The sequence below is a fragment of the Vibrio sp. TBV020 genome, assembly GCF_046056895.1.
In the GTDB taxonomy this organism is placed as follows: Bacteria; Pseudomonadota; Gammaproteobacteria; order Enterobacterales; family Vibrionaceae; genus Vibrio.
Map to the genome: position 1 here is coordinate 736,835 of NZ_JBEEAQ010000001.1, position 17,938 is coordinate 754,772.

The following is a 17,938-nucleotide window of genomic DNA, read 5'->3' on the forward strand; positions in this document are numbered from 1 at the left end:
CATAACAAAAAAGCGGCCATTTCACTATGGCCGCTTTCTTGTACGAAGATTGTTGATGATTAGATTACGCCGTTGCTAAACGCATAACAGGCTTATCATTGATCGGTAGGTGAATCAGTGCAGCGGCGAACGCCAATACAACAGTAGACCACCAAATTGGATCGTAAGAGCCGTAGTAGTCATAAATACGTCCGCCAGCCCATGCTCCCAAGAAGCTGCCTACTTGGTGAGTAAAGAATACTAGGCCATAAAGTGTCGAAAGGTACTTAGCACCAAAGATTTGACGAACAAGGCCCGATGTCAGTGGCACCGTACCTAGCCAACAAAAGCCTATTGCTCCACCAAAGATCGCAGCGGTGTACTCCGTTACTGGTAAAGTAACAAACGCAGCAATGACGACGGTTCGGACTAAATAAAGCGCAGACATAACGTGGCGCTTGCTGAACTTATCGCCCATTACACCCCAGAAGTAAGAACCAAAGATATTGAAGATTCCCACGTAGGCCAATGCCATTGCCGCCGTTTGAGCCGATAGGTTCTTATCTGCCAAGTAACTCGGTAAATGTGTCGCAATAAACATAACGTGGAAACCACACACAAAGAAACCAGCATGGATAAGCCAGTAGCCTTTATGCGCAAACGCCTCTTTTAACGCCTGCTTAAGCGTTTGATTGTCATCCATCACTTGCGTTTTTTTCTCTGACGCTTTGGGTGCACGCATAAATAGCGCGGAGGCTATCATGGTCGAGCAAAGTATCGCGAACACATTCAATGCGCCTTGCCAACCCATATCTGCGAGCAACATTTGAGCACCAGGGATCATAGCAAACATGCCGAACGAGCCAGCCGCCGTTGTTAAACCAAAAGCTTTTGCCGCATGTTCAGCAGGTACGACTTTCGCCACCGCCCCCAGAACGATCACGTAGCTTGTTGAGCTTAGACCTAAGCCCACCAACATACCTAATGATAGGTAAAGCATGCTCGGCTCAACTGCAATAGACGTTAGGTATAGACCTAGACCGTACGCAATCGCACCAAGAATAATAATACGTTTGGCACCAAAGCGATCTGCCGCCATACCAACAAATGGCTGAAATGCACCAAACATCAAGTTTTGCAGAGCAATCGCAAAGCTAAAAAATTCACGCCCTGTCTGGAAGTGATCAGAAATAGGCATCATAAAAATGCCGAAAGACTGTCTGATCCCTAGACTGGTAACAAGAATGGCGATCCCAAGCCAAACCAAAAGTGGAAATCGGAAAATACTCATCGCAAAACCTTAGTGATTATGGTGGTGAGAGTGGTCGTGTTCGCCACCAGTCGTCTGGTGACAGCCGCTATTAATCGCTTGCTCGGCTAACAGCTCCAATAATTTTGGGGAGTGATGGACCACAACAAGCGCTAGTACTAGCAGCACGGACATTCTCATCAGCTGAGCGAAAAGTGATTGAGAAAACATGATTCTAAATCTCAGCATGGATTAAAAAAGAGCGCGAAGTGTAGTGACACTCGCGCAATGACTCAAATGATCTTTATTCAATTAGGCTATGCGTTTTGTGCATACATCACCTGATGGTTGCAATTGAAAACCTTCATCAATCCAACCAGTCACACCACCGATCATTTTCTTCACCGGCCTACCCAGCTTCGCTAGTCGGATCGCTGCTTTTTCAGTGCCATTACAGTGCGGACCAGCGCAATAGACAATAAACAAGGTGTCGCGAGGGAACTCCTCTAATCGCTTTTCATTCAATCGAGGGTGAGGAATATTTATCGCACCCTGAATATGGCCTTGTTCAAACAAGATTTCCCCACGCACATCCACCAGCACAAAGTCTTGTAGATCATTAGTCAAAGCGTGGTGAACATCCCAACAATCCGTTTCAAACTTCAGTAATGATTCAAAGTGCGCCAACGCTTGTTCACTACTTGCTGCTGTTACTCTAGATACCGAACTTCCCATGTCTATGCTCCTTGTTAGTTTGAACAGGAGTCATTATGTGTGCAAAACTTAACCATAAAAAATTGGCTTAATAGACAAGGTTCGTTAATATTGAGCCAATTTATTCATATACCAAGGATCGGAAAATGGATCGTGTTGCCATTCTCGCACACTCTCACGTCACACTATTTGAGCTCTCTTGTGCAGTAGAGATTTTTGCACTTCCTCGTCCGGAATTTGAACAGTGGTACGTCACCGACGTAGTGAGTATGGAAAACACACCAATCACGACGACGGGAAGCCTTCAGCTGACGGCACAACACACCGATAGTCTCAAAAATTACGATACGTTAATCATTCCTGGCTGGCCCACGTGGGACTACCCTATCCCAGAAGTCATTAAACGTGAGGTTCTAGAGTTTTCTAAAGCAGGAAAGCGAATACTCACTTTGTGCTCAGGGGCGTTTTTGCTGGCAAGGCTAGGATTACTCGATGGAAAAACAGCGACTACGCATTGGATGTATGAAAACGCATTTCGCGAGCAGTTTCCTAATATCAGCTACAAGCCCGATGTGCTCTATGTCTTCGATGGTAATGTGGGATGCTCAGCAGGAAGTGCCGCCGCATTAGATCTTGGCCTCGCGATAATCCGCCAAGACTACGGTTATGTGATAGCAAATCAAGTTGCTAAGCGTTTAGTCGTTTCCGCACATAGACAAGGTGGACAAGCTCAGTTTGTCGAAACCCCCATACTCGCCGTGCCGAACCAATTCTCTAATGCTTTAGATTGGGCTAACCAACATTTGGATAAAAGCATTACTGTCGATACCTTAGCCAACCGAGCCAACATGTCACGAAGAACCTTCGATAGGAAATTTCGAGCAAGCTTTGATCTATCGCCAAAGGAGTGGCTGATACAACAGCGAATAGAAAGAGCCAAAGGTCTACTAGAAGCTGAGCCATACTCAATTGAGCGGCTAGCCAACATGTCAGGATTCGACAACGCGACCACGATGCGTCATCACTTTCGCCGTTTGGTCGGTATCTCACCTAATCAATATCGTCAGCAATTTCAGCCCCAAAAAGACAGTAAATAGTGAATATATATTTTCTTAGGCTTTTTTGTTTACCCTACGGCGTAAAATCGTGATATATAAGATTGATTCTCATTAACGCTTTTACGCCGTAAGCATGACCCTCTCTCATAAAGACTACTTTAAAATCGCTTTCCCCTTTATTATTTCCACAGTCACTCAACCATTGCTTGGCGCTGTCGACACTGCCGTTATTGGTAAGTTAGGTATCGCAGAAATGATTGGCGGTGTAGCAATTGGTGCTGTGATAATGAATACCTTATATTGGCTATTCGGTTTTTTCCGTGTTAGCACTACAGGGCAAAGCGCCATTGCTCTGGGCAAGAATAACCAACACGAACAAGCAAGCAGCCTAATCCAGCCATTTGTTCTTGCCTCTATCGTCGGTTTTATCTTCATTGCCCTACAATCCATCATTTGGCAGGCAGCACTATGGGTAATCGAGCCAAACAATGCTGTCGGTGAGCAAGCCAAGATCTATTTTGACATCATGATCTACGGTGCACCGTTTGTACTGCTTAACTACACCGTTATCGGTTGGCTAATGGGGCAAGCAAAAGCGAAAGAAACCTTATTTACTCAAGTTTTTGGTAATGTTTTAAACATTGTGCTCGATATCTTCTTCGTTGTTTATCTCGACATGGGTATTGCGGGAGTCGCCATTGCTACACTGATCGCTCAAATCTCAACATTCGTTATTGGAATGGCGATCGTATTCAAAACTTGCCAATTTTCTTTATTCTCATATCTCAACAGTGCAAAGATGTCTCGTTCTGACCTACGTACTATCGTTTCATCCAATATGGATCTATTGTTACGCACAGTCTGCCTCTTAGTATTTTTCAATATGATGGCACGGGTGGGTTCTCAGCTTGGCTCAGACACGCTGGCAACCAACGCTATTCTTATGCAGGTCACTTTTATCATCAGCTATATGTTTGATGGGATTGCCAACGCTTCAAGTGTATTTGCTGGTAAAGCAGTTGGTGAAAAAAACGCTAAGCTGTTAGATCGCGTCATTAAGCTCAATTTCCAATGGACGGCTGCGTTTATTGCCGCCTTAACCTTGCTTACGCTTCTGTTTAAGACTCAAATCGTGAGTTTGTTTACTAGCCTACCCAATCTAGTCGAACTTTATCTGTCCATGAGCCAATGGTTACTATTATTCCCGCTAGCTGCTGGGTTTGGTTTAACCGTATATGGTATTTTTACTGGTACAGGCACAACACGAGCAGTACGAAATTCAAGTTTCATCACTTTAGTTGTTTTCTTAATTGCACAGTTTATTGCTGTTCCGCTTTGGGGGAACCATGGACTTTGGTTAGCGTTTACGCTGTTCTATATAGGTCGATTTGCATTTTTGTACCCATATATTGGTCAGATAAAACAAAAATGCGCTACGGCGTAATCTACACCTCGACTTCGTACACTAAGTAATAAAAGTATAAAAAGAGCAGAAGATAACCCATCAGGGTTGTTTTCATGCTCGTTATCGCATGGTAGCATTGTAATGTTATATCATTACACTTTCTGCTAACGTGACTTCTCAGCCAATATTAACCGTAAACAAGCTCAACCTCAGTATTGGTGAGCAGCCTCTATTCTCTGATATCTCCTTCAGTCTCAAACAAGGTGAGATGCTCGCTGTTATGGGCCCATCAGGGATAGGAAAGTCCATGCTATCAAAAGCCATTGCAGGTTTTCTGCCTGAAAGCATTAAGGTAAACGGAGGTATCGTATTAAATGGACTCGAAGTCAGCCAACTGCATTTGATGCAACGCCCAAACCTTCAACGCGCAGGCATGGTGTTCCAAGACGCGCTTAAAGCACTCAATCCTCTTGCTAGCGTAGAACAACAACTCAGTCTAGCGTTAACCTCAAAGCAGCTACGTCTATCGATCGACAATAAAAACAAAGTATTAGCCCTACTAGAGGCTCTTGGCTTTGCACAAGCTCAGACAGTCCTCAGTAAAAAGCCGAGCCAGTTGTCGGGTGGACAACGCCAACGCATCTGTATTGCTATGGCTATGTTAGGTAAAGCAAACCTGATCATTGCTGATGAACCCACTAGCGCACTTGATCCTATTACTGAATCAGAAATCTTACAGCTTATTCATCGTAATGTTCGTCAAAAGTCTATTTCCGGCATTTTGATCACCCACGATCTTAGTGCCGCACTTGCTTGCGACAAGTTGCTCGTCATCGCAGATGGAGGAATGGTGGCTTACGGCTCACCAATCGATGCCATCAATCACTCTTCGCACACATTCTGCCAACAATTGGCAAAGCTACTGCCTTAAATTATCTGTTGGAGTACTTTAAAGGTGAATCAAGAACAGTCTCGTTCCGCGCAAGTGCGTTTCGATAAAGTAAGCGTACTTTATTACTCAAAACCCAAGTGGCTGGGGGGAAAACCGCATATTGCCCTTGATAATCTGAGCCTAAACATTGAAACGAAAAATGTGGCGATTGTTGGACCATCTGGAGCAGGAAAGTCTACATTGATTGAGCTTTTGTTTGGGTTACGCAAACCCAGCAGTGGCGAAGTTTATGTCTGCGGCCAGCCCCTTTCTAGGATCAACCACCATCAACATCAAGCACTTTGTCGACATATTCAGTTGATCCCTCAAGAACCACAATCAAGCTTAAACCCATACTATACCGTTCGTCAGGTTTTGCTAGAGCCCTTAACGAACATGGGTTCAAACCAAGATTTAGAAGCAAAAGTTCATCAGGTGCTGGCAGACGTTCGTTTAGATTCGACACTGCTTGAACGTAACTCTCAACAGCTTTCGGTCGGGCAGGCTCAGCGAGTCGCAATTGCAAGAGCATTAATATCAGAACCTTGCGTACTTGTCGCCGACGAACCCACCAGCAGTTTAGATCCTGTCAGTCGAGCTCAAGTGATTGATTTGCTCAAAGAGATCCAATATAGACGCCAAATGAAGCTGATTTTAGTCACACACGATTTAGATGCGGCCCAAGTCCTGTGCAACGAAATCGTTGTTCTCGATAAAGGGAAAATGGTCGAGAAAATCGATAGCCGCATGCTTTCTAATCAAGCTCAGCACCATACGACTCAAGCACTGCTTGGAGCTCAATACCACAACACTACAGAATTAAACCAAAACGTTGGAGATACTTCCTATGCAACTTAAAACGCCAAAATTGGCATTAGCCGTCGCGCTCGGCACACTACTCACTGGGTGCTTCGACTCTGAAGAAAAAAAGGCAGTGCAAGATGTAAGCACTAAACAAGCACAAGCCTCAGAAATCCGGATTGCGATGATGCAGCCACCGAGAACTGGACTATCACCATTGTCCGATGACGCATTCAAATTATCTCGCTGGAGCACCGCGGAAACACTGGTTAACCTGAACAACCAATCGGTCGCTGAGCCAATGCTTGCAACAACCTGGAAGCAAACGGATGAGCATGTATGGCAGTTCTCAGTTCGTCAGGGCGTTAAATTCCATGACGGTTCAAGTCTAGACGCGCACTCGGTTGTAAATTCTCTACAGAAAGCACTGGATGCAGCACCAAAGCCACGTATTCTTGACGGCATCGAATGGCAAGTTAACGCTTTAGATGATTTTACAGTTCAAATTACCACAAGCTTTAACGACCCGCTTCTACCGAGCCGTTTGTCTAGCCCTCAGCTTGCGATTCTTTCGGCTGCGGCTTACAAGGAAAATGGTCGTGTAGTGCCAATTAAGGCGGGAACTGGTCCCTTTGTTCTCACTGAAATCAACGGTCAAACAAGCGCGAAGTTAAAACGATTTGATGACTACTGGGGTGAGAAAGCCCAAGTTCAAAGCATCTTCGCAGAATATGTACCGAACGGTTTTGCTCGCGCCGCTGCACTAAGAACCGGAGAAGCTGATGTAGTCGAAGCTGTTCCTGTCTCTCAAATCGCGATGATGGATAAGTCTCAGCTGCATGAAGTGGCTATGCCGCGCACCAATACTCTCTACCTAAACAACCAATCTGACGTGTTTAGCCAATTTAATCTGCGTAAAGCTGCTGCTCAAGCTATCAATCGTGAACAAATCATCAACACCGTCTACGAAGGTCACGCGGACCTAGCAAAAGGCCTGCTTGGTCCAGCGCTCGCTTGGGCAGATCCTGTGCGTCAAAAGAACCCTATGATGCAGACAATGGAGCTGCGCCAAGCTCACGGAGAGAAAATCGTCATCGGTACGTTTACTGATCGCGCGGAACTCCCTGAAGTCGCTGTTCTTGTTGAACAACAACTTGAAGCAGCAGGATTTGACGTCGAACTTGATGTACGTGAATACGCGCAAATTGAAAATGATGCGCTATCTGGAAAATTTGACGCGTTCATTCTGTCCCGCGCAACCGTTCTTGATTCAGGCGATCCAGTTGCCTACATGCAAAGTGATTTTGGTTGTAAAGGTTCATTCAATCTAGGTCAATTCTGCTCTGAAGAGGTAGACGCTGCCCTTAAGCACGCAGACCGCCAGCCACTCGGTGAAAAACGCCAACAAGCGATTATTGAAGCTGAACGCAAAATCCTAGAGCAATACGCTGCGATTCCACTACTTCACGAACGTGTGATTCAAGGTGAAAGTGAGAAAGTCAGTAAAGTTGAGCGTGACCCTCGTGAACGCCGACTCATCAATCAGTTCACTGAGGTAAAATAGTCGTATGCCGTCGGTTGCCCACATAATAAAATCGCTGATGCCTTGGTTGTCACGGTTAATTTCTTTAGCCGTCATGGTGATTTTAGTTGGCTTAATGCCCGATATTGCAGGTATCGATCCAAGCCAGTCGATCTTACGGGCTAGGTCAGGTGCCCAACAGCTTTTGACTGCTGAAGCCTTACAAGCTGTTCGTGTCGACTTACAACTTGATCGCAGCGCGAGCGAACGCCTCATTGATTGGCTAAGCCTTGCGATTCAAGGCGATATGGGCGTTTCGTGGATTGATGGCTCGCCCGTCTTCGAGAGTGTGCAGCAGACGGCAAAGACATCACTACTATTGATGAGCACAGCATTAGCCATGACCTTTTTGCTGTGCGTGCTAAGTACTGCTTATACAGTGATGCAATGGCAACGTAACAAGTTGGCGGAGCAGCATAATAGCTTAAGTTCAGTGTTAATTTCTCTGCCAGAATATGTTGTCGCGTCACTGCTCATTTTGCTCTTTTCAATCTGGCTAGGTTGGTTTCCGCCTTACGGTTGGCAAGGTATTCACAATTTATGGCTACCAAGCTTGGCGCTCGCACTACCCGCGAGCGGCTTGTTCAGCCGATTATTAAATGACAGCTTGAAACGAGTCCTCAATGAGCCTTGGGTAATTACTTGGTTAAGTGCCAACATAAGCCAACTACAAATCATGCGTTTTGCACTTTGGCGAGCAATCAGTAACTTGATACCACAAGTGGCAATGATCGTGATTGGCTTAACGGGTGGTGCCGTTGCAGTAGAACAAATTTTCTCTATCCCTGGAATTGGTCGACTCATCTTAGGCGCTGCTAAATCACAAGACTTACCTTTGCTTCAAGGGGGATTATTAGTACTACTAATTTTCTCTATGCTCATCAGTAGTTTAAGTATTTTGCTACAACGCTGGGTTTTAGGCCAAAGTGTGAGTAGTGGCAAGCTCATCAGCAGTCACAGCAAATTTGGTTTCACCACAAATAAAACCAAACAAATCACCAGTGCAGCTCTTCTGACCATTCTTGCCACTTGTGCTGTCTGGGCTCTATTGCGTGACCCCTACACGATTCAATTTACTCGTTTAGCCACACCCTCTTTAGCTGCGCCATTTGGTGCAGATGCAGTCGGCCGAGATCTACTTGCCCGCATCGGTAGCGGTATGTTCTCGACACTCAAAATGGGCATCTTTGCCACAATATTGAGTCTGTCTGTTGGTTTGTTGATGGGTTTTATCACACGATATAGTCAAGGGCTTATCGAAATCACTAAGGGCGTGCCTTACATCGTAGCAGGGCTTTTGGTGGCAGGATTAACCGGAATGAACTCTAATAGTGCGTTGATTGCCATTGTATTGGTTTCGTGGGCTCCGCTGGCAGCACACTGCTCTAGTCTAGTTGTCGAAGCAAAAGCACAACCTTATACCCACCTAGCGCCAACCTGGGGAACGCGCTCTTGGAGAACGCTCCGCTTTTACATACTCCCCTATGTATTACCACCACTGATTCGTCACGCAATTCTGCGCTTACCAGTGATCACCTTGAGCTTAACGTCTTTGAGCTTTATTGGTTTAGGCGTTAACCCACCAGAGCCGGAGTGGGGATTGCTGATCGCAGAAAACTTACCCTATATTGAACGCTCCCCCTATGGCGTTCTGATCCCTATATCAGGGTTGGTTCTATTGGCTATCGCCATCAACCTACTCTTTGACGACTAACAAAAATAAAAAAAGCTCTGACTGTTTAGGTCAGAGCTTTTTTTATTTTCCGGAAAACCTTAGTTCATTCGAGCTTTAACTTGGCTTCTTAGCTGGTCAAATCGAGGTTGCTTGACGATCGACTTGATGGTGTCTTTCGCTTGTTGATTGGCCTGCACATCAACAATTTTACGTTCATTACCCGTTGTGTCCGTCTCAATAAACACTTTCCCGCCATTGTTTCCTTTCACCAGTGTAATGTTAGTGCGATCATTTTCAGCGCCACTTTGATGGTAAACCTGCCCCATTTCAACACCATCACGATATGCTGTGTAAATACCGTCATCGTTTACGTCTTCAAAGGTCCAATTCGGAGTATCATGAATTGGATTTGATGGAACTGGGTTAGCTGGCTCTCCGCCCGCTGGTACAAGGCCATGCTTTGGTGTCCAGTTATACACATCACCGTTTGCTCGAACAATTTGGCCTGACTTGTTCTTCTCGTTAAAGCCCTTGTAATTGATGGTTGCGCCATTATCTAACGTAATCGTAATTTGATTATCTTTGTGGCCATGATACTCAGCAGTGCCGACTTTATTGCCTTTAAAGTACACATCGCCATGTCCATCCACTCGGCCTAATTGATTGCCTTCTGCATCTCTAAAGAAGATCGCACCGTTGTCTTTTACTTCGACAAAGACTTTAACATTGCCTGTGCCTTCACCTTCAAAGATTGGATTTTCAGGATCAATCGGCAACGGTAGCGACGGAACACCTTCTACTGGTCGGTCTGGTGTGCCAGCAATCACTAATCCACCTTGTTGAGTCCAAATAACGTCAACCGTCGAACCGTCTTTTCTCGTCACAGTCATCTCAGCGCCATTCTTAATGCGATTAGTCACAAGAACTTCCGCACCATTTAGTTCTACTTTGTAGATCTTACCGTCTGGGCGTGTGTAGACTTGACCAACCGGCTCATAGTTATTCACATCGAAGATCACCCCGTCGTGTACTGCAAATGCTAGCTGACCATTTTTGGTAATGTATGTGGTATTTTGAACCGTTACCATTCCCCATTGAACGTTTGGATTATCAATATCAATTGGTAATGGAAGTGTCGGTAATCCGTCAATTTCGATCGGGTTAACAGGATCTTCGTGAGGTAAATGCCCCGGGTTGACTTCAATTGGAAGTTCAGGGGTCATACTGTTGCTATCAGAGCTTGATGATGAACTCAAAAGCCCAGCTACTAAGGTTGCAGAGGCCGCACCAACTGCCGCCCATGTGCCATTACTTTGCTTTTCATAAACGACATCATCGACAACCGCAACATTGCTATTTTGCGCATTGAGTTTAGCTAAAACTGATGCATCAATATCTGACATTTGGGTTTGGATTAATTGCTCAGTCTGCTGGTTAGCTAGCTGACGATCCACTTGCGCTGGAGCGGCTAGAACTGGAAGTGAGAATGTTGCTGTAATGGTCAAAGCTAGAATGGTCTTTTTCATAATTTACTCTTAGTTTCAGATTAAATAACAGCATCCGTGCGTTGAATGCGTTTATATTAACCAATTGAAATCAGAGGAATAATGAACTGTGGGTATTTGCGTGATAACCAAATGGAATGACCATATTATGGACATAAAAAAGCCCCTTATTTAAGGGGCACAAAGGCAAAAATGAAATAACTAGAAATCAAACGTTAATCCAAATTCAACATAATTCTCGAGTTCGTCACGTACAGTGTAGGTAACAGATGGTCTGATATACTTTAAGTTCAAGAACACCATCACCTCATGGTATATCGTATTAGTCCGTTTATTTAGTGGATATTTTTCACCCAATACAGAGATTTCGTTGTGAAACAATCCTATTTCTTGATTAAATTTGTACATTAAGTCAATGTATTTATGAGCACTCCACATGGCCCCAAGACTATAGTCAATAGTGTCAGAAGGCAGGTAAACCATCTCCAGCCGGTTACCATTACAACTATCAAACCAATGGCAGTTAGGGTCATCAATATCTAGCATATAGTTGTAGTTTATATCTCCTATTGCTATCCAGTCTTCAGCAATTGATTTAGCAGCAAATATACCGGTGGAATATTTAATATCAGAAACTTTTATCGTATTTTCTGTGTAATAACTTTCACCCGACCAAAACGAATAACCAATGCCTGCTTCCCAACTGGACTCAGTATCTATATCGCCGAACACTCTCAATTTATCATTAATGTCATAAGTGGCATCTAACGTATAAATAGTATTTCCATCCACATTAGACAAGCTCACCCCAAATATATCGGTAAACTGTTCAATCGTTTCAACTAAATCGGCGTGCGCTGAATAAGCGAATAGAGAGGCAATAATTACGTATTTTTTCATTTCAGACTGGCTAGTTGGTGCTGTCCATTGCTTAAGTTAAGTCGCCCTATCTTGCTGACCGTTGTTGGCTTCCATCTTATTAACTGAGTGTGAAAACGAATAATGAATCAGCCATATCACTCTGATAACCAAATGGAATGAGGTCACCGCCACTGTGTTCTATTGACCTAAATCAAGCGTATGGCGTTTATACCCTTTGGTGCGATGTAATAATGACAACGGGTTGTTAGGATGCCTCCAAACCGTTATGAAAGGCATCTTCAATGTATGTGAACATGAACAAAGTGCTGCTCGATATTGCACTCAACTTAAGCTCCAACCTGACGAGTGAAAGACAATACCAACACCTAATCGACGGTATTGATCAAGTCTTTCCCTGTGATGCGAGTGCGTTGTTTATTTTTGATGAAGATGGCTTTTTAAGCCCTGTGGCAGTGAAAGGGCTATCGAGTAGTGTTCTTGGTCGCCGCTTTTTCCCAAAGGCTCATCCACGCCTTGAAGCCATTATGCAAAGCAAGCAACCGGTCCGATTTGATGCTGATTGCGAGTTACCTGATCCCTTCAGTGGTGTGCTCCTCAGTGAAGAAGCCGAATTAGATGTTCATGACTGTTTAGGATGTAGTTTATACGTTGATGGACAACTGGTTGGAATACTGACGCTTGACTCAATGAATGTCGGTGCATTTGATACGATTGAGTCGGTCACGATAGAAACCTTCGCTGCGCTCGCCGCCGCAACATTGCGCAATATCGGCCAGATCAAAGCCCTTAAAGCACAGAACAAAAAACAGAAGCATGTCACCGAGACACTAATCCAACAGGCTCGTTCTAAAGAAGGTGAGATGGTCGGTTTAAGCCCACAGATCAACCAATTGCGTAACAACATTGAAACGGTGGCTAAGTCAGATTATGCCGTTCTCATTACAGGTGAAACCGGTGTCGGCAAAGAGTTGGTTGCACACAGTGTTCATGCTCAGTCTCACCGCAGCAACAAACCGATGATTTACGTCAACTGCGCTGCTTTACCAGAGGGATTGGCAGAAAGTGAGTTATTCGGTCACGTCAAAGGGGCCTTTACAGGGGCAAATAGCTCCCGCGCTGGTAAGTTTGAACTGGCTGATGGTGGTACGATTTTCTTGGATGAACTGGGTGAACTGCCATTACTGCTACAAGCCAAATTACTCCGAGTTATCCAACAAGGAGAGCTCCAGCGAGTCGGTAGTGACAAACATTTATTGGTCAATGTTCGCATCGTGGCTGCAACCAACCGTAATTTAGAAAAAGAAGTCGAAGAGGGGCTATTCCGAGCTGACTTGTACCACCGCCTAAACGTATTCCCAATTGCAGTCCCACCGCTTCGAAAACGCGAGGGAGATATCCCTGTCCTTGCTGGTTACTTGCTAGAAAAAGTACGTAGTCAGTTTAATATTCCCAACCTACATTTACACCCAAAAGCCTTGGCGAAGCTTGAAGCTCAGCCTTGGCCAGGGAACGTGCGCGAGCTTGAACATACATTAACCCGCGCAGCATTACGCGCTATCCAGCAGCAGCAACAGATGATTCGAGTAAATCATTTTGATGGCAGTATTGAGCTGCAAGGCGCAGAAACATCAAGTCATCAATTGCCGACAGAAAGTCAGCCTATGCGTGGTTTGGTGGAGTCTTTCCAAAAAGATTTGATAGTACATGCTCTTGAGCAATCAAATGGAACTTGGGCTAAAGCCGCTGAGTTTTTACAAATGGACAGAGGAAATTTGTACCGAATGGGGAAAAAACTGGGTGTAGAAGTGTAAAACCGTTCTAGAAAAGTTAGGCGGGATTCCCCGCCTAACTGTTTACCCTTCAATGTAATCGACAACCTCAAGGCCAAAGCCTGATAGTGCATGATATTTCTTTGTCGCCGATGAAAGTAAGTTCATTTTCGTCACGCCCAGATCAGCTAATATCTGCGAACCTACCCCAACTTGACGCGAGGTTTGGTCTTTCTTCTTGGCATTTACGTTCTCACCCATATCTTGGGCTTGATAATGCTTAACACGTGCAATTAACGCATCAGGATGTTCTTGCTGACCAAGAATGACCAACACACCACCATCTTGACCAATTTTTTCCATTGATTTATTCAAAGGCCAAGCAGGCTGAGTTTCTCTTTGTGAGAACAAAACATCATTGAACGTATCTTGAAGGTGAACTCGTACATTCGTTGGTGCGCCGTTCACTTTTCCTTTGCTCAACGCATAGTGAATTTGGTTATCTACCGTATCTCGATAAGTCACCATTGAGAACTCACCATACTCTGTCGGTAATTGACACTCAGCCACACGTTCGATGGTAGTTTCAGTTGCATTGCGGTATTCAATCAAATCAGCAATTGTGCCAAGCTTGATACCATGTTTTTCCGCAAACACTTCAAGCTGTGGTCGTCTCGCCATGGTGCCGTCGTCATTAAGAATTTCAACGATAACAGAAGCTGGTTCAAAGCCCGCTAATCGCGCTAAATCACAGCCAGCTTCCGTATGACCAGCGCGAACCAAAACGCCACCATCTTTCGCTGCGAGCGGAAAAATATGCCCCGGTTGAACCAAGTCTGCCGGTTTTGCCTCTGCTGCCACCGCAGCCTGTACAGTCACCGCACGATCCTCTGCAGAGATCCCTGTAGTGACGCCCTGAGCAGCTTCAATCGACACTGTAAAGGCCGTCGCCCAAGGTTCTGTTGGGTTTGATACCATCGGAAATAGGTTTAATTTGTCGCATCTCTGCTTAGTCAGAGTTAAACAGATAAGACCACGACCATGAGTCGCCATGAAGTTGATATCTTGCGCTGTAACATGCTCAGCGGCCATCATAATATCGCCTTCATTTTCTCGGTCTTCATCATCCATCAGAATGACCATTTTTCCTTGGCGATAATCTTCAATTACTTCTTCAATACTACTAATTGGCATTCTGTTCACCTACTGGGCTTAATTTTCAATATTTTTAATATAATCAATACTCTGCGTCAGAGCGTTTACAATGTTTTCCATACTTTCTGGCGATCTTCCACGAATTGGGAAAGAGTCTTTTCGACGGAACATTCTGAGTGGTTTTTCGATACTAAAAGGAATTTGACGAGCTGCCAGCGATTCTACAATCGGCTGATAGTTAATGATGCCTGTTCCCAACGCCGGAAAGGTAAACTTATCATCGTGAACCTGAACATCTTTAACATGGAAATGTCGGCAAAATGGCAGAGCAATCTTAGCTTCTTCACTTGGGCTCAAATTAGGCACTAACGACACTGAGTTACCAGGGTCAAAGTTTAGCGCAAGCCCTGCACTTTCTACTTCAGATAGGATTCTCACCCCATCGTGGGCACTGGCAAACGCATTAAAGTTATGATCACCACCATTTTCGATACAAATTACGCACCCTTTTTCTTGTGCGTACTCAGATAAGACTTTCAAATTAGCGACGATGATATGACGGTCGGCAATTGGTCCAGTACAGGTATTCAAATACGTCACACCCAGTTGATGGGCGAAATCGATGCGCATCATAAAATCTTCAATTGCACTCGGAACAGCTAAGTTCATTGTGCAGCCCAATGCTTGTGTAGTCAGCCCTTCTTTGTCGAGCAGTGACGTTAAGTATTGAGCATGGTTGGCTGAAAACATGTCACTATCCAGTTGACCGACATAGCCTTGGTTAAAAGCAAACTCAACCTGACTAACACCCAAACTTTTGATCGTTTTTAACGATGTTTTCAAATCATGGCCATCAAAAATCGCCGTGTTGATCGCTAATCTTTCTATAATACTCATCACTTACATCCTTTAAGCTACCCAGTGTTGTAAGACCTTTTCCCAACCCAATAACGAAACCAATGAAGAAATCGTGGTAAACAAAATAACACCCGCAGTTGCCTCTTTTGCCACTTGGTAACGTTCAGAAAGGAGATAAACGTTCACCCCTGTTGGTAAACTCGCCAATAACACTAGAACTTGAGTTTCCAATGCAGACAGCTGAAACACATAGTGTGCTAGCAACAGGGTAAAGACTGGGAAAATCACTATTTTTACGATCAGCAGTACACCGATCTTCTCTTGCACAAGCGAGTTAAATGAATAAAAGCTCAAGCTTGCGCCGAGAATGAATAAAATAACCGGTAGAGCGATCCAGCCAATATGGGCCAGACCCGATACAATTTCCGGAGCCAACTCAACGCCCCACACATTGAGAAGAATTCCGCCTACAATCGATAATAAAATGGGATCCGTCACCACCTTTCGGTAGCTATAAAAGCCCTGCTCACCGGAACGAATCATTAGTACATTGATAAACGGCAACACCACTAATAGGTTAGTTACCACTATCCCCATTAAAATCAGCTCAGCTTCCGTTCCATATAACGCAAATACTAGCGGTACCCCGACTCCTACAGCATTAGGGTACAGCGCTGAGATTGCTTTAATGTTGGATGTTGATAACGTGTCTCGCACATGCTTGGTTAACCAAACTCTTAAAACGACGAAAAGACCAGCAAGGCAAATACCATATGTGGTCAACAACTCTATCGAAGGTAGGTTAGCTAAATCTGCGCGATACACTGAGGTGAAAAACAGACAAGGTGTGAGATAGCTAAAGGCGAAGTTTCTCACCCAATCCACTCTTGACTTAGACAGTGCCGAAAGCCCCTTAGCACTGACTAGACCAAGAATGATCCAACTCATCAACTTCACCTGCTCCACACTACACTCCGACCTTGCTATGAGCGATGCTAAGTAGTTCGATGTAACCGTCTGGTTCCCAAGCGGTTCGCCCTACAAAGACACCATCAATGTCTTCTTGGTCGAGCAACTCAGAAGCATTGCTCAAGTTCACACTACCGCCGTAGAGAAGCACCATATTAAAGGCGATCTCATGACCATAACGCTCAGCAAGAGCATGTCGTATCGCACAGTGAATCGTCTGCGCTTCTTCTTTGGTTGCTGGCGTACCATTTTCACCGATTGCCCAAACAGGCTCGTAAGCAATCACAACCTTAGTCAGTTGCTCAGCTTCCACACCATAAAGTGCAATTTTTACTTGGCGAATCACCGACTCAGCCGACACTCCCCATTCTTTCTCATCGGCGCTGTCACCAACACAAACAAGAGGGGTTAGTCCATTCCTTAATGCAGCCTTCACTTTGAGGTTAACGGTTTCATCAGTTTCACCGAACATAGCTCGACGTTCAGAGTGACCAATTTCAACAATGTTTGCCCCACAGTCTCTTGCCATTAAGGGAGAGACTTCCCCCGTAAATGCACCAGAGTCTTGCCAACAAATATTCTGTGCGCCTATTTGTATCGGCTGAAACTTAAATAGCTCAGAGACTAGGCTAAGGTATGGGAAAGGCGGAATCACAAATGGCTGAATCTGCTCAGAACAATGTTTTAACGCAGGCGACACAGCAGAAGCCCATGCTTCTGCTGTGTGCGCATCCTTGTTCATTTTCCAGCTCGTACCGACCCAGATTTTTTTCATGCGGCTACCTGCTCAGTTGCAAATTCACACATAAATTGAAGAATAAACGCCATCGACATAGCACCCGGATCTGGGTGGCCCAATGAACGCTCGCCCAAGGTTTTTGCCTTACCTGTGGTCGCAATCATATCTTTAGTTGCTTCTACCCCTTGAGCCGCTGCTGCCGAGATAGCCGGTAAATTAGCTGCCAAGTCTCCTTGCAAGCTTTCCGATTTTTCAACTGCAGCCACCAGCGCATCAATCATAGTTTTGTCACCTGGTTTTGCGCCACCACGGTCATAAACCCCTTGCAAGCCGCCAGCTAAGAAAGTCGCCAGTGTTGCGGTATCTAATGTCTGAGCACCTTTAATCGACTTAGCACCAGAGCGGAAAAGCGTGCCAAAGATCGCACCTGACGCACCGCCCATCGTCGCCATCATGGTCGAGCCAATTTTCAATAGCAGTTTGCTCACATCTTCAGGTTGGTAATCGCTCGCCAGTAGTTCTGAAACAGCTTTAAAGCCACGTTCCATACCAATACCATGGTCACCGTCACCAATCGCTTGGTCGAACTTAGTCAGTACAGGTTCACTTGCCACCATCTTTTGAGCGACATACGCCATCATGTCTTTTGTAGTTAATGCATCCATAG

General features: G+C 45.0%; 17 protein-coding genes. 7 read left to right on the forward strand and 10 right to left on the reverse strand.

Going from position 1 to position 17,938, the window contains the following annotated elements; genetic code table 11:
• Window positions 1-64: 64 nt before the first annotated feature.
• From AAFX28_RS03095 to AAFX28_RS03105, 3 genes are all read right to left on the reverse strand, one after another.
• Window positions 65-1,270 carry an MFS transporter gene (locus AAFX28_RS03095; RefSeq protein ID WP_408685524.1) on the reverse strand — a complete coding sequence of 402 codons (1,206 nt, stop codon included), beginning with the start codon at window positions 1,268-1,270 and terminating at the stop codon, window positions 65-67.
• 9 nt (window positions 1,271-1,279) lie between these two features.
• Complete coding sequence (locus tag AAFX28_RS03100) at window positions 1,280-1,459, reverse strand: hypothetical protein (RefSeq protein WP_408685526.1); 180 nt, start codon at window positions 1,457-1,459, stop codon at window positions 1,280-1,282.
• Between the two features lie 81 nt (window positions 1,460-1,540).
• Window positions 1,541-1,963, reverse strand: coding sequence for a rhodanese-like domain-containing protein (locus tag AAFX28_RS03105; RefSeq protein WP_408685528.1), 423 nt, complete (start codon window positions 1,961-1,963; stop codon window positions 1,541-1,543).
• 125 nt (window positions 1,964-2,088) lie between these two features.
• On the opposite strand from AAFX28_RS03105, the gene AAFX28_RS03110 reads away from it, so the two are divergent.
• The 6 genes from AAFX28_RS03110 to AAFX28_RS03135 all read left to right on the forward strand — a co-directional run bounded on the left by AAFX28_RS03110 (window position 2,089) and on the right by AAFX28_RS03135 (window position 9,433).
• The gene (locus tag AAFX28_RS03110) at window positions 2,089-3,039 is read left to right on the forward strand and encodes a helix-turn-helix domain-containing protein (protein ID WP_408685530.1); all 951 of its coding nucleotides are present in this window, start codon (window positions 2,089-2,091) and stop codon (window positions 3,037-3,039) included.
• Between the two features lie 94 nt (window positions 3,040-3,133).
• Window positions 3,134-4,444, forward strand: a complete 1,311-nt coding sequence (locus AAFX28_RS03115; RefSeq protein WP_408685532.1) for an MATE family efflux transporter — start codon at window positions 3,134-3,136, stop codon at window positions 4,442-4,444.
• Between the two features lie 130 nt (window positions 4,445-4,574).
• Window positions 4,575-5,336 (forward strand): ATP-binding cassette domain-containing protein, encoded by a 762-nt coding sequence (locus AAFX28_RS03120; protein WP_408685534.1) that lies wholly within the window; start codon window positions 4,575-4,577, stop codon window positions 5,334-5,336.
• 24 nt (window positions 5,337-5,360) lie between these two features.
• Window positions 5,361-6,194, forward strand: a complete 834-nt coding sequence (locus AAFX28_RS03125) for an ABC transporter ATP-binding protein (protein WP_408685536.1) — start codon at window positions 5,361-5,363, stop codon at window positions 6,192-6,194.
• On the forward strand, window positions 6,184-7,701 hold the full coding sequence (locus tag AAFX28_RS03130) for an ABC transporter substrate-binding protein (protein WP_408685538.1): 1,518 nt from the start codon (window positions 6,184-6,186) through the stop codon (window positions 7,699-7,701). The genes AAFX28_RS03125 and AAFX28_RS03130 overlap by 11 nt, the downstream gene beginning before the upstream one ends.
• A 4-nt stretch (window positions 7,702-7,705) precedes the next feature.
• The gene (locus AAFX28_RS03135; protein WP_408685539.1) at window positions 7,706-9,433 is read left to right on the forward strand and encodes an ABC transporter permease subunit; all 1,728 of its coding nucleotides are present in this window, start codon (window positions 7,706-7,708) and stop codon (window positions 9,431-9,433) included.
• A gap of 59 nt (window positions 9,434-9,492) precedes the next feature.
• Here the strand turns inward: AAFX28_RS03135 and AAFX28_RS03140 are convergent, their stop codons facing one another.
• Both AAFX28_RS03140 and AAFX28_RS03145 read right to left on the reverse strand, forming a co-directional pair.
• Complete coding sequence (locus AAFX28_RS03140; RefSeq protein ID WP_408685541.1) at window positions 9,493-10,920, reverse strand: hypothetical protein; 1,428 nt, start codon at window positions 10,918-10,920, stop codon at window positions 9,493-9,495.
• A gap of 180 nt (window positions 10,921-11,100) precedes the next feature.
• A complete protein-coding gene (locus AAFX28_RS03145) occupies window positions 11,101-11,799 on the reverse strand; it encodes a hypothetical protein (RefSeq protein WP_408685542.1) in 699 nt (232 codons plus the stop codon).
• Window positions 11,800-12,062: 263 nt separating this feature from the next.
• Between AAFX28_RS03145 and norR the strand changes: the two genes are divergently transcribed.
• On the forward strand, window positions 12,063-13,592 hold the full coding sequence (norR, locus tag AAFX28_RS03150) for a nitric oxide reductase transcriptional regulator NorR (RefSeq protein ID WP_408685544.1): 1,530 nt from the start codon (window positions 12,063-12,065) through the stop codon (window positions 13,590-13,592).
• A gap of 42 nt (window positions 13,593-13,634) precedes the next feature.
• Here the strand turns inward: norR and ribBA are convergent, their stop codons facing one another.
• From ribBA to dhaL, 5 genes are read right to left on the reverse strand one after another with little or no spacing between them, the layout of a single operon-like run.
• Entirely contained in the window at window positions 13,635-14,744 is a 1,110-nt protein-coding gene (ribBA, locus tag AAFX28_RS03155) for a bifunctional 3,4-dihydroxy-2-butanone-4-phosphate synthase/GTP cyclohydrolase II (RefSeq protein ID WP_408685546.1), read from the reverse strand.
• Window positions 14,745-14,762: 18 nt separating this feature from the next.
• A complete protein-coding gene (locus AAFX28_RS03160) occupies window positions 14,763-15,602 on the reverse strand; it encodes a sugar phosphate isomerase/epimerase family protein (RefSeq protein WP_408685548.1) in 840 nt (279 codons plus the stop codon).
• A 12-nt stretch (window positions 15,603-15,614) separates the two neighbouring features.
• Entirely contained in the window at window positions 15,615-16,511 is an 897-nt protein-coding gene (locus AAFX28_RS03165; RefSeq protein ID WP_408685550.1) for an AEC family transporter, read from the reverse strand.
• A gap of 19 nt (window positions 16,512-16,530) precedes the next feature.
• Window positions 16,531-17,307 carry a triose-phosphate isomerase gene (locus tag AAFX28_RS03170; protein ID WP_408685552.1) on the reverse strand — a complete coding sequence of 259 codons (777 nt, stop codon included), beginning with the start codon at window positions 17,305-17,307 and terminating at the stop codon, window positions 16,531-16,533.
• Window positions 17,304-17,936: a dihydroxyacetone kinase subunit DhaL gene (dhaL, locus tag AAFX28_RS03175; protein WP_408685554.1), complete on the reverse strand. Its 633-nt coding sequence runs from the start codon at window positions 17,934-17,936 to the stop codon at window positions 17,304-17,306. The genes AAFX28_RS03170 and dhaL overlap by 4 nt, the downstream gene beginning before the upstream one ends.
• Window positions 17,937-17,938 lie beyond the last annotated feature (2 nt).

Bases quoted from the DNA above. Each gene is read 5' to 3' on its own strand.
- AAFX28_RS03170 (WP_408685552.1), bottom strand. From the start codon at position 17,307: ATGAAAAAAATCTGGGTCGGTACGAGCTGGAAAATGAACAAGGATGCG.
- norR (WP_408685544.1), top strand. From the start codon at position 12,063: ATGTATGTGAACATGAACAAAGTGCTGCTCGATATTGCACTCAACTTA.
- AAFX28_RS03100 (WP_408685526.1), bottom strand. From the start codon at position 1,459: ATGTTTTCTCAATCACTTTTCGCTCAGCTGATGAGAATGTCCGTGCTG.
- AAFX28_RS03140 (WP_408685541.1), bottom strand. From the start codon at position 10,920: ATGAAAAAGACCATTCTAGCTTTGACCATTACAGCAACATTCTCACTT.
- AAFX28_RS03165 (WP_408685550.1), bottom strand. From the start codon at position 16,511: ATGAGTTGGATCATTCTTGGTCTAGTCAGTGCTAAGGGGCTTTCGGCA.
- AAFX28_RS03115 (WP_408685532.1), top strand. From the start codon at position 3,134: ATGACCCTCTCTCATAAAGACTACTTTAAAATCGCTTTCCCCTTTATT.
- AAFX28_RS03110 (WP_408685530.1), top strand. From the start codon at position 2,089: ATGGATCGTGTTGCCATTCTCGCACACTCTCACGTCACACTATTTGAG.
- AAFX28_RS03135 (WP_408685539.1), top strand. From the start codon at position 7,706: ATGCCGTCGGTTGCCCACATAATAAAATCGCTGATGCCTTGGTTGTCA.
- AAFX28_RS03130 (WP_408685538.1), top strand. From the start codon at position 6,184: ATGCAACTTAAAACGCCAAAATTGGCATTAGCCGTCGCGCTCGGCACA.
- AAFX28_RS03095 (WP_408685524.1), bottom strand. From the start codon at position 1,270: ATGAGTATTTTCCGATTTCCACTTTTGGTTTGGCTTGGGATCGCCATT.
- AAFX28_RS03145 (WP_408685542.1), bottom strand. From the start codon at position 11,799: ATGAAAAAATACGTAATTATTGCCTCTCTATTCGCTTATTCAGCGCAC.
- AAFX28_RS03105 (WP_408685528.1), bottom strand. From the start codon at position 1,963: ATGGGAAGTTCGGTATCTAGAGTAACAGCAGCAAGTAGTGAACAAGCG.
- dhaL (WP_408685554.1), bottom strand. From the start codon at position 17,936: ATGGATGCATTAACTACAAAAGACATGATGGCGTATGTCGCTCAAAAG.
- AAFX28_RS03160 (WP_408685548.1), bottom strand. From the start codon at position 15,602: ATGAGTATTATAGAAAGATTAGCGATCAACACGGCGATTTTTGATGGC.
- ribBA (WP_408685546.1), bottom strand. From the start codon at position 14,744: ATGCCAATTAGTAGTATTGAAGAAGTAATTGAAGATTATCGCCAAGGA.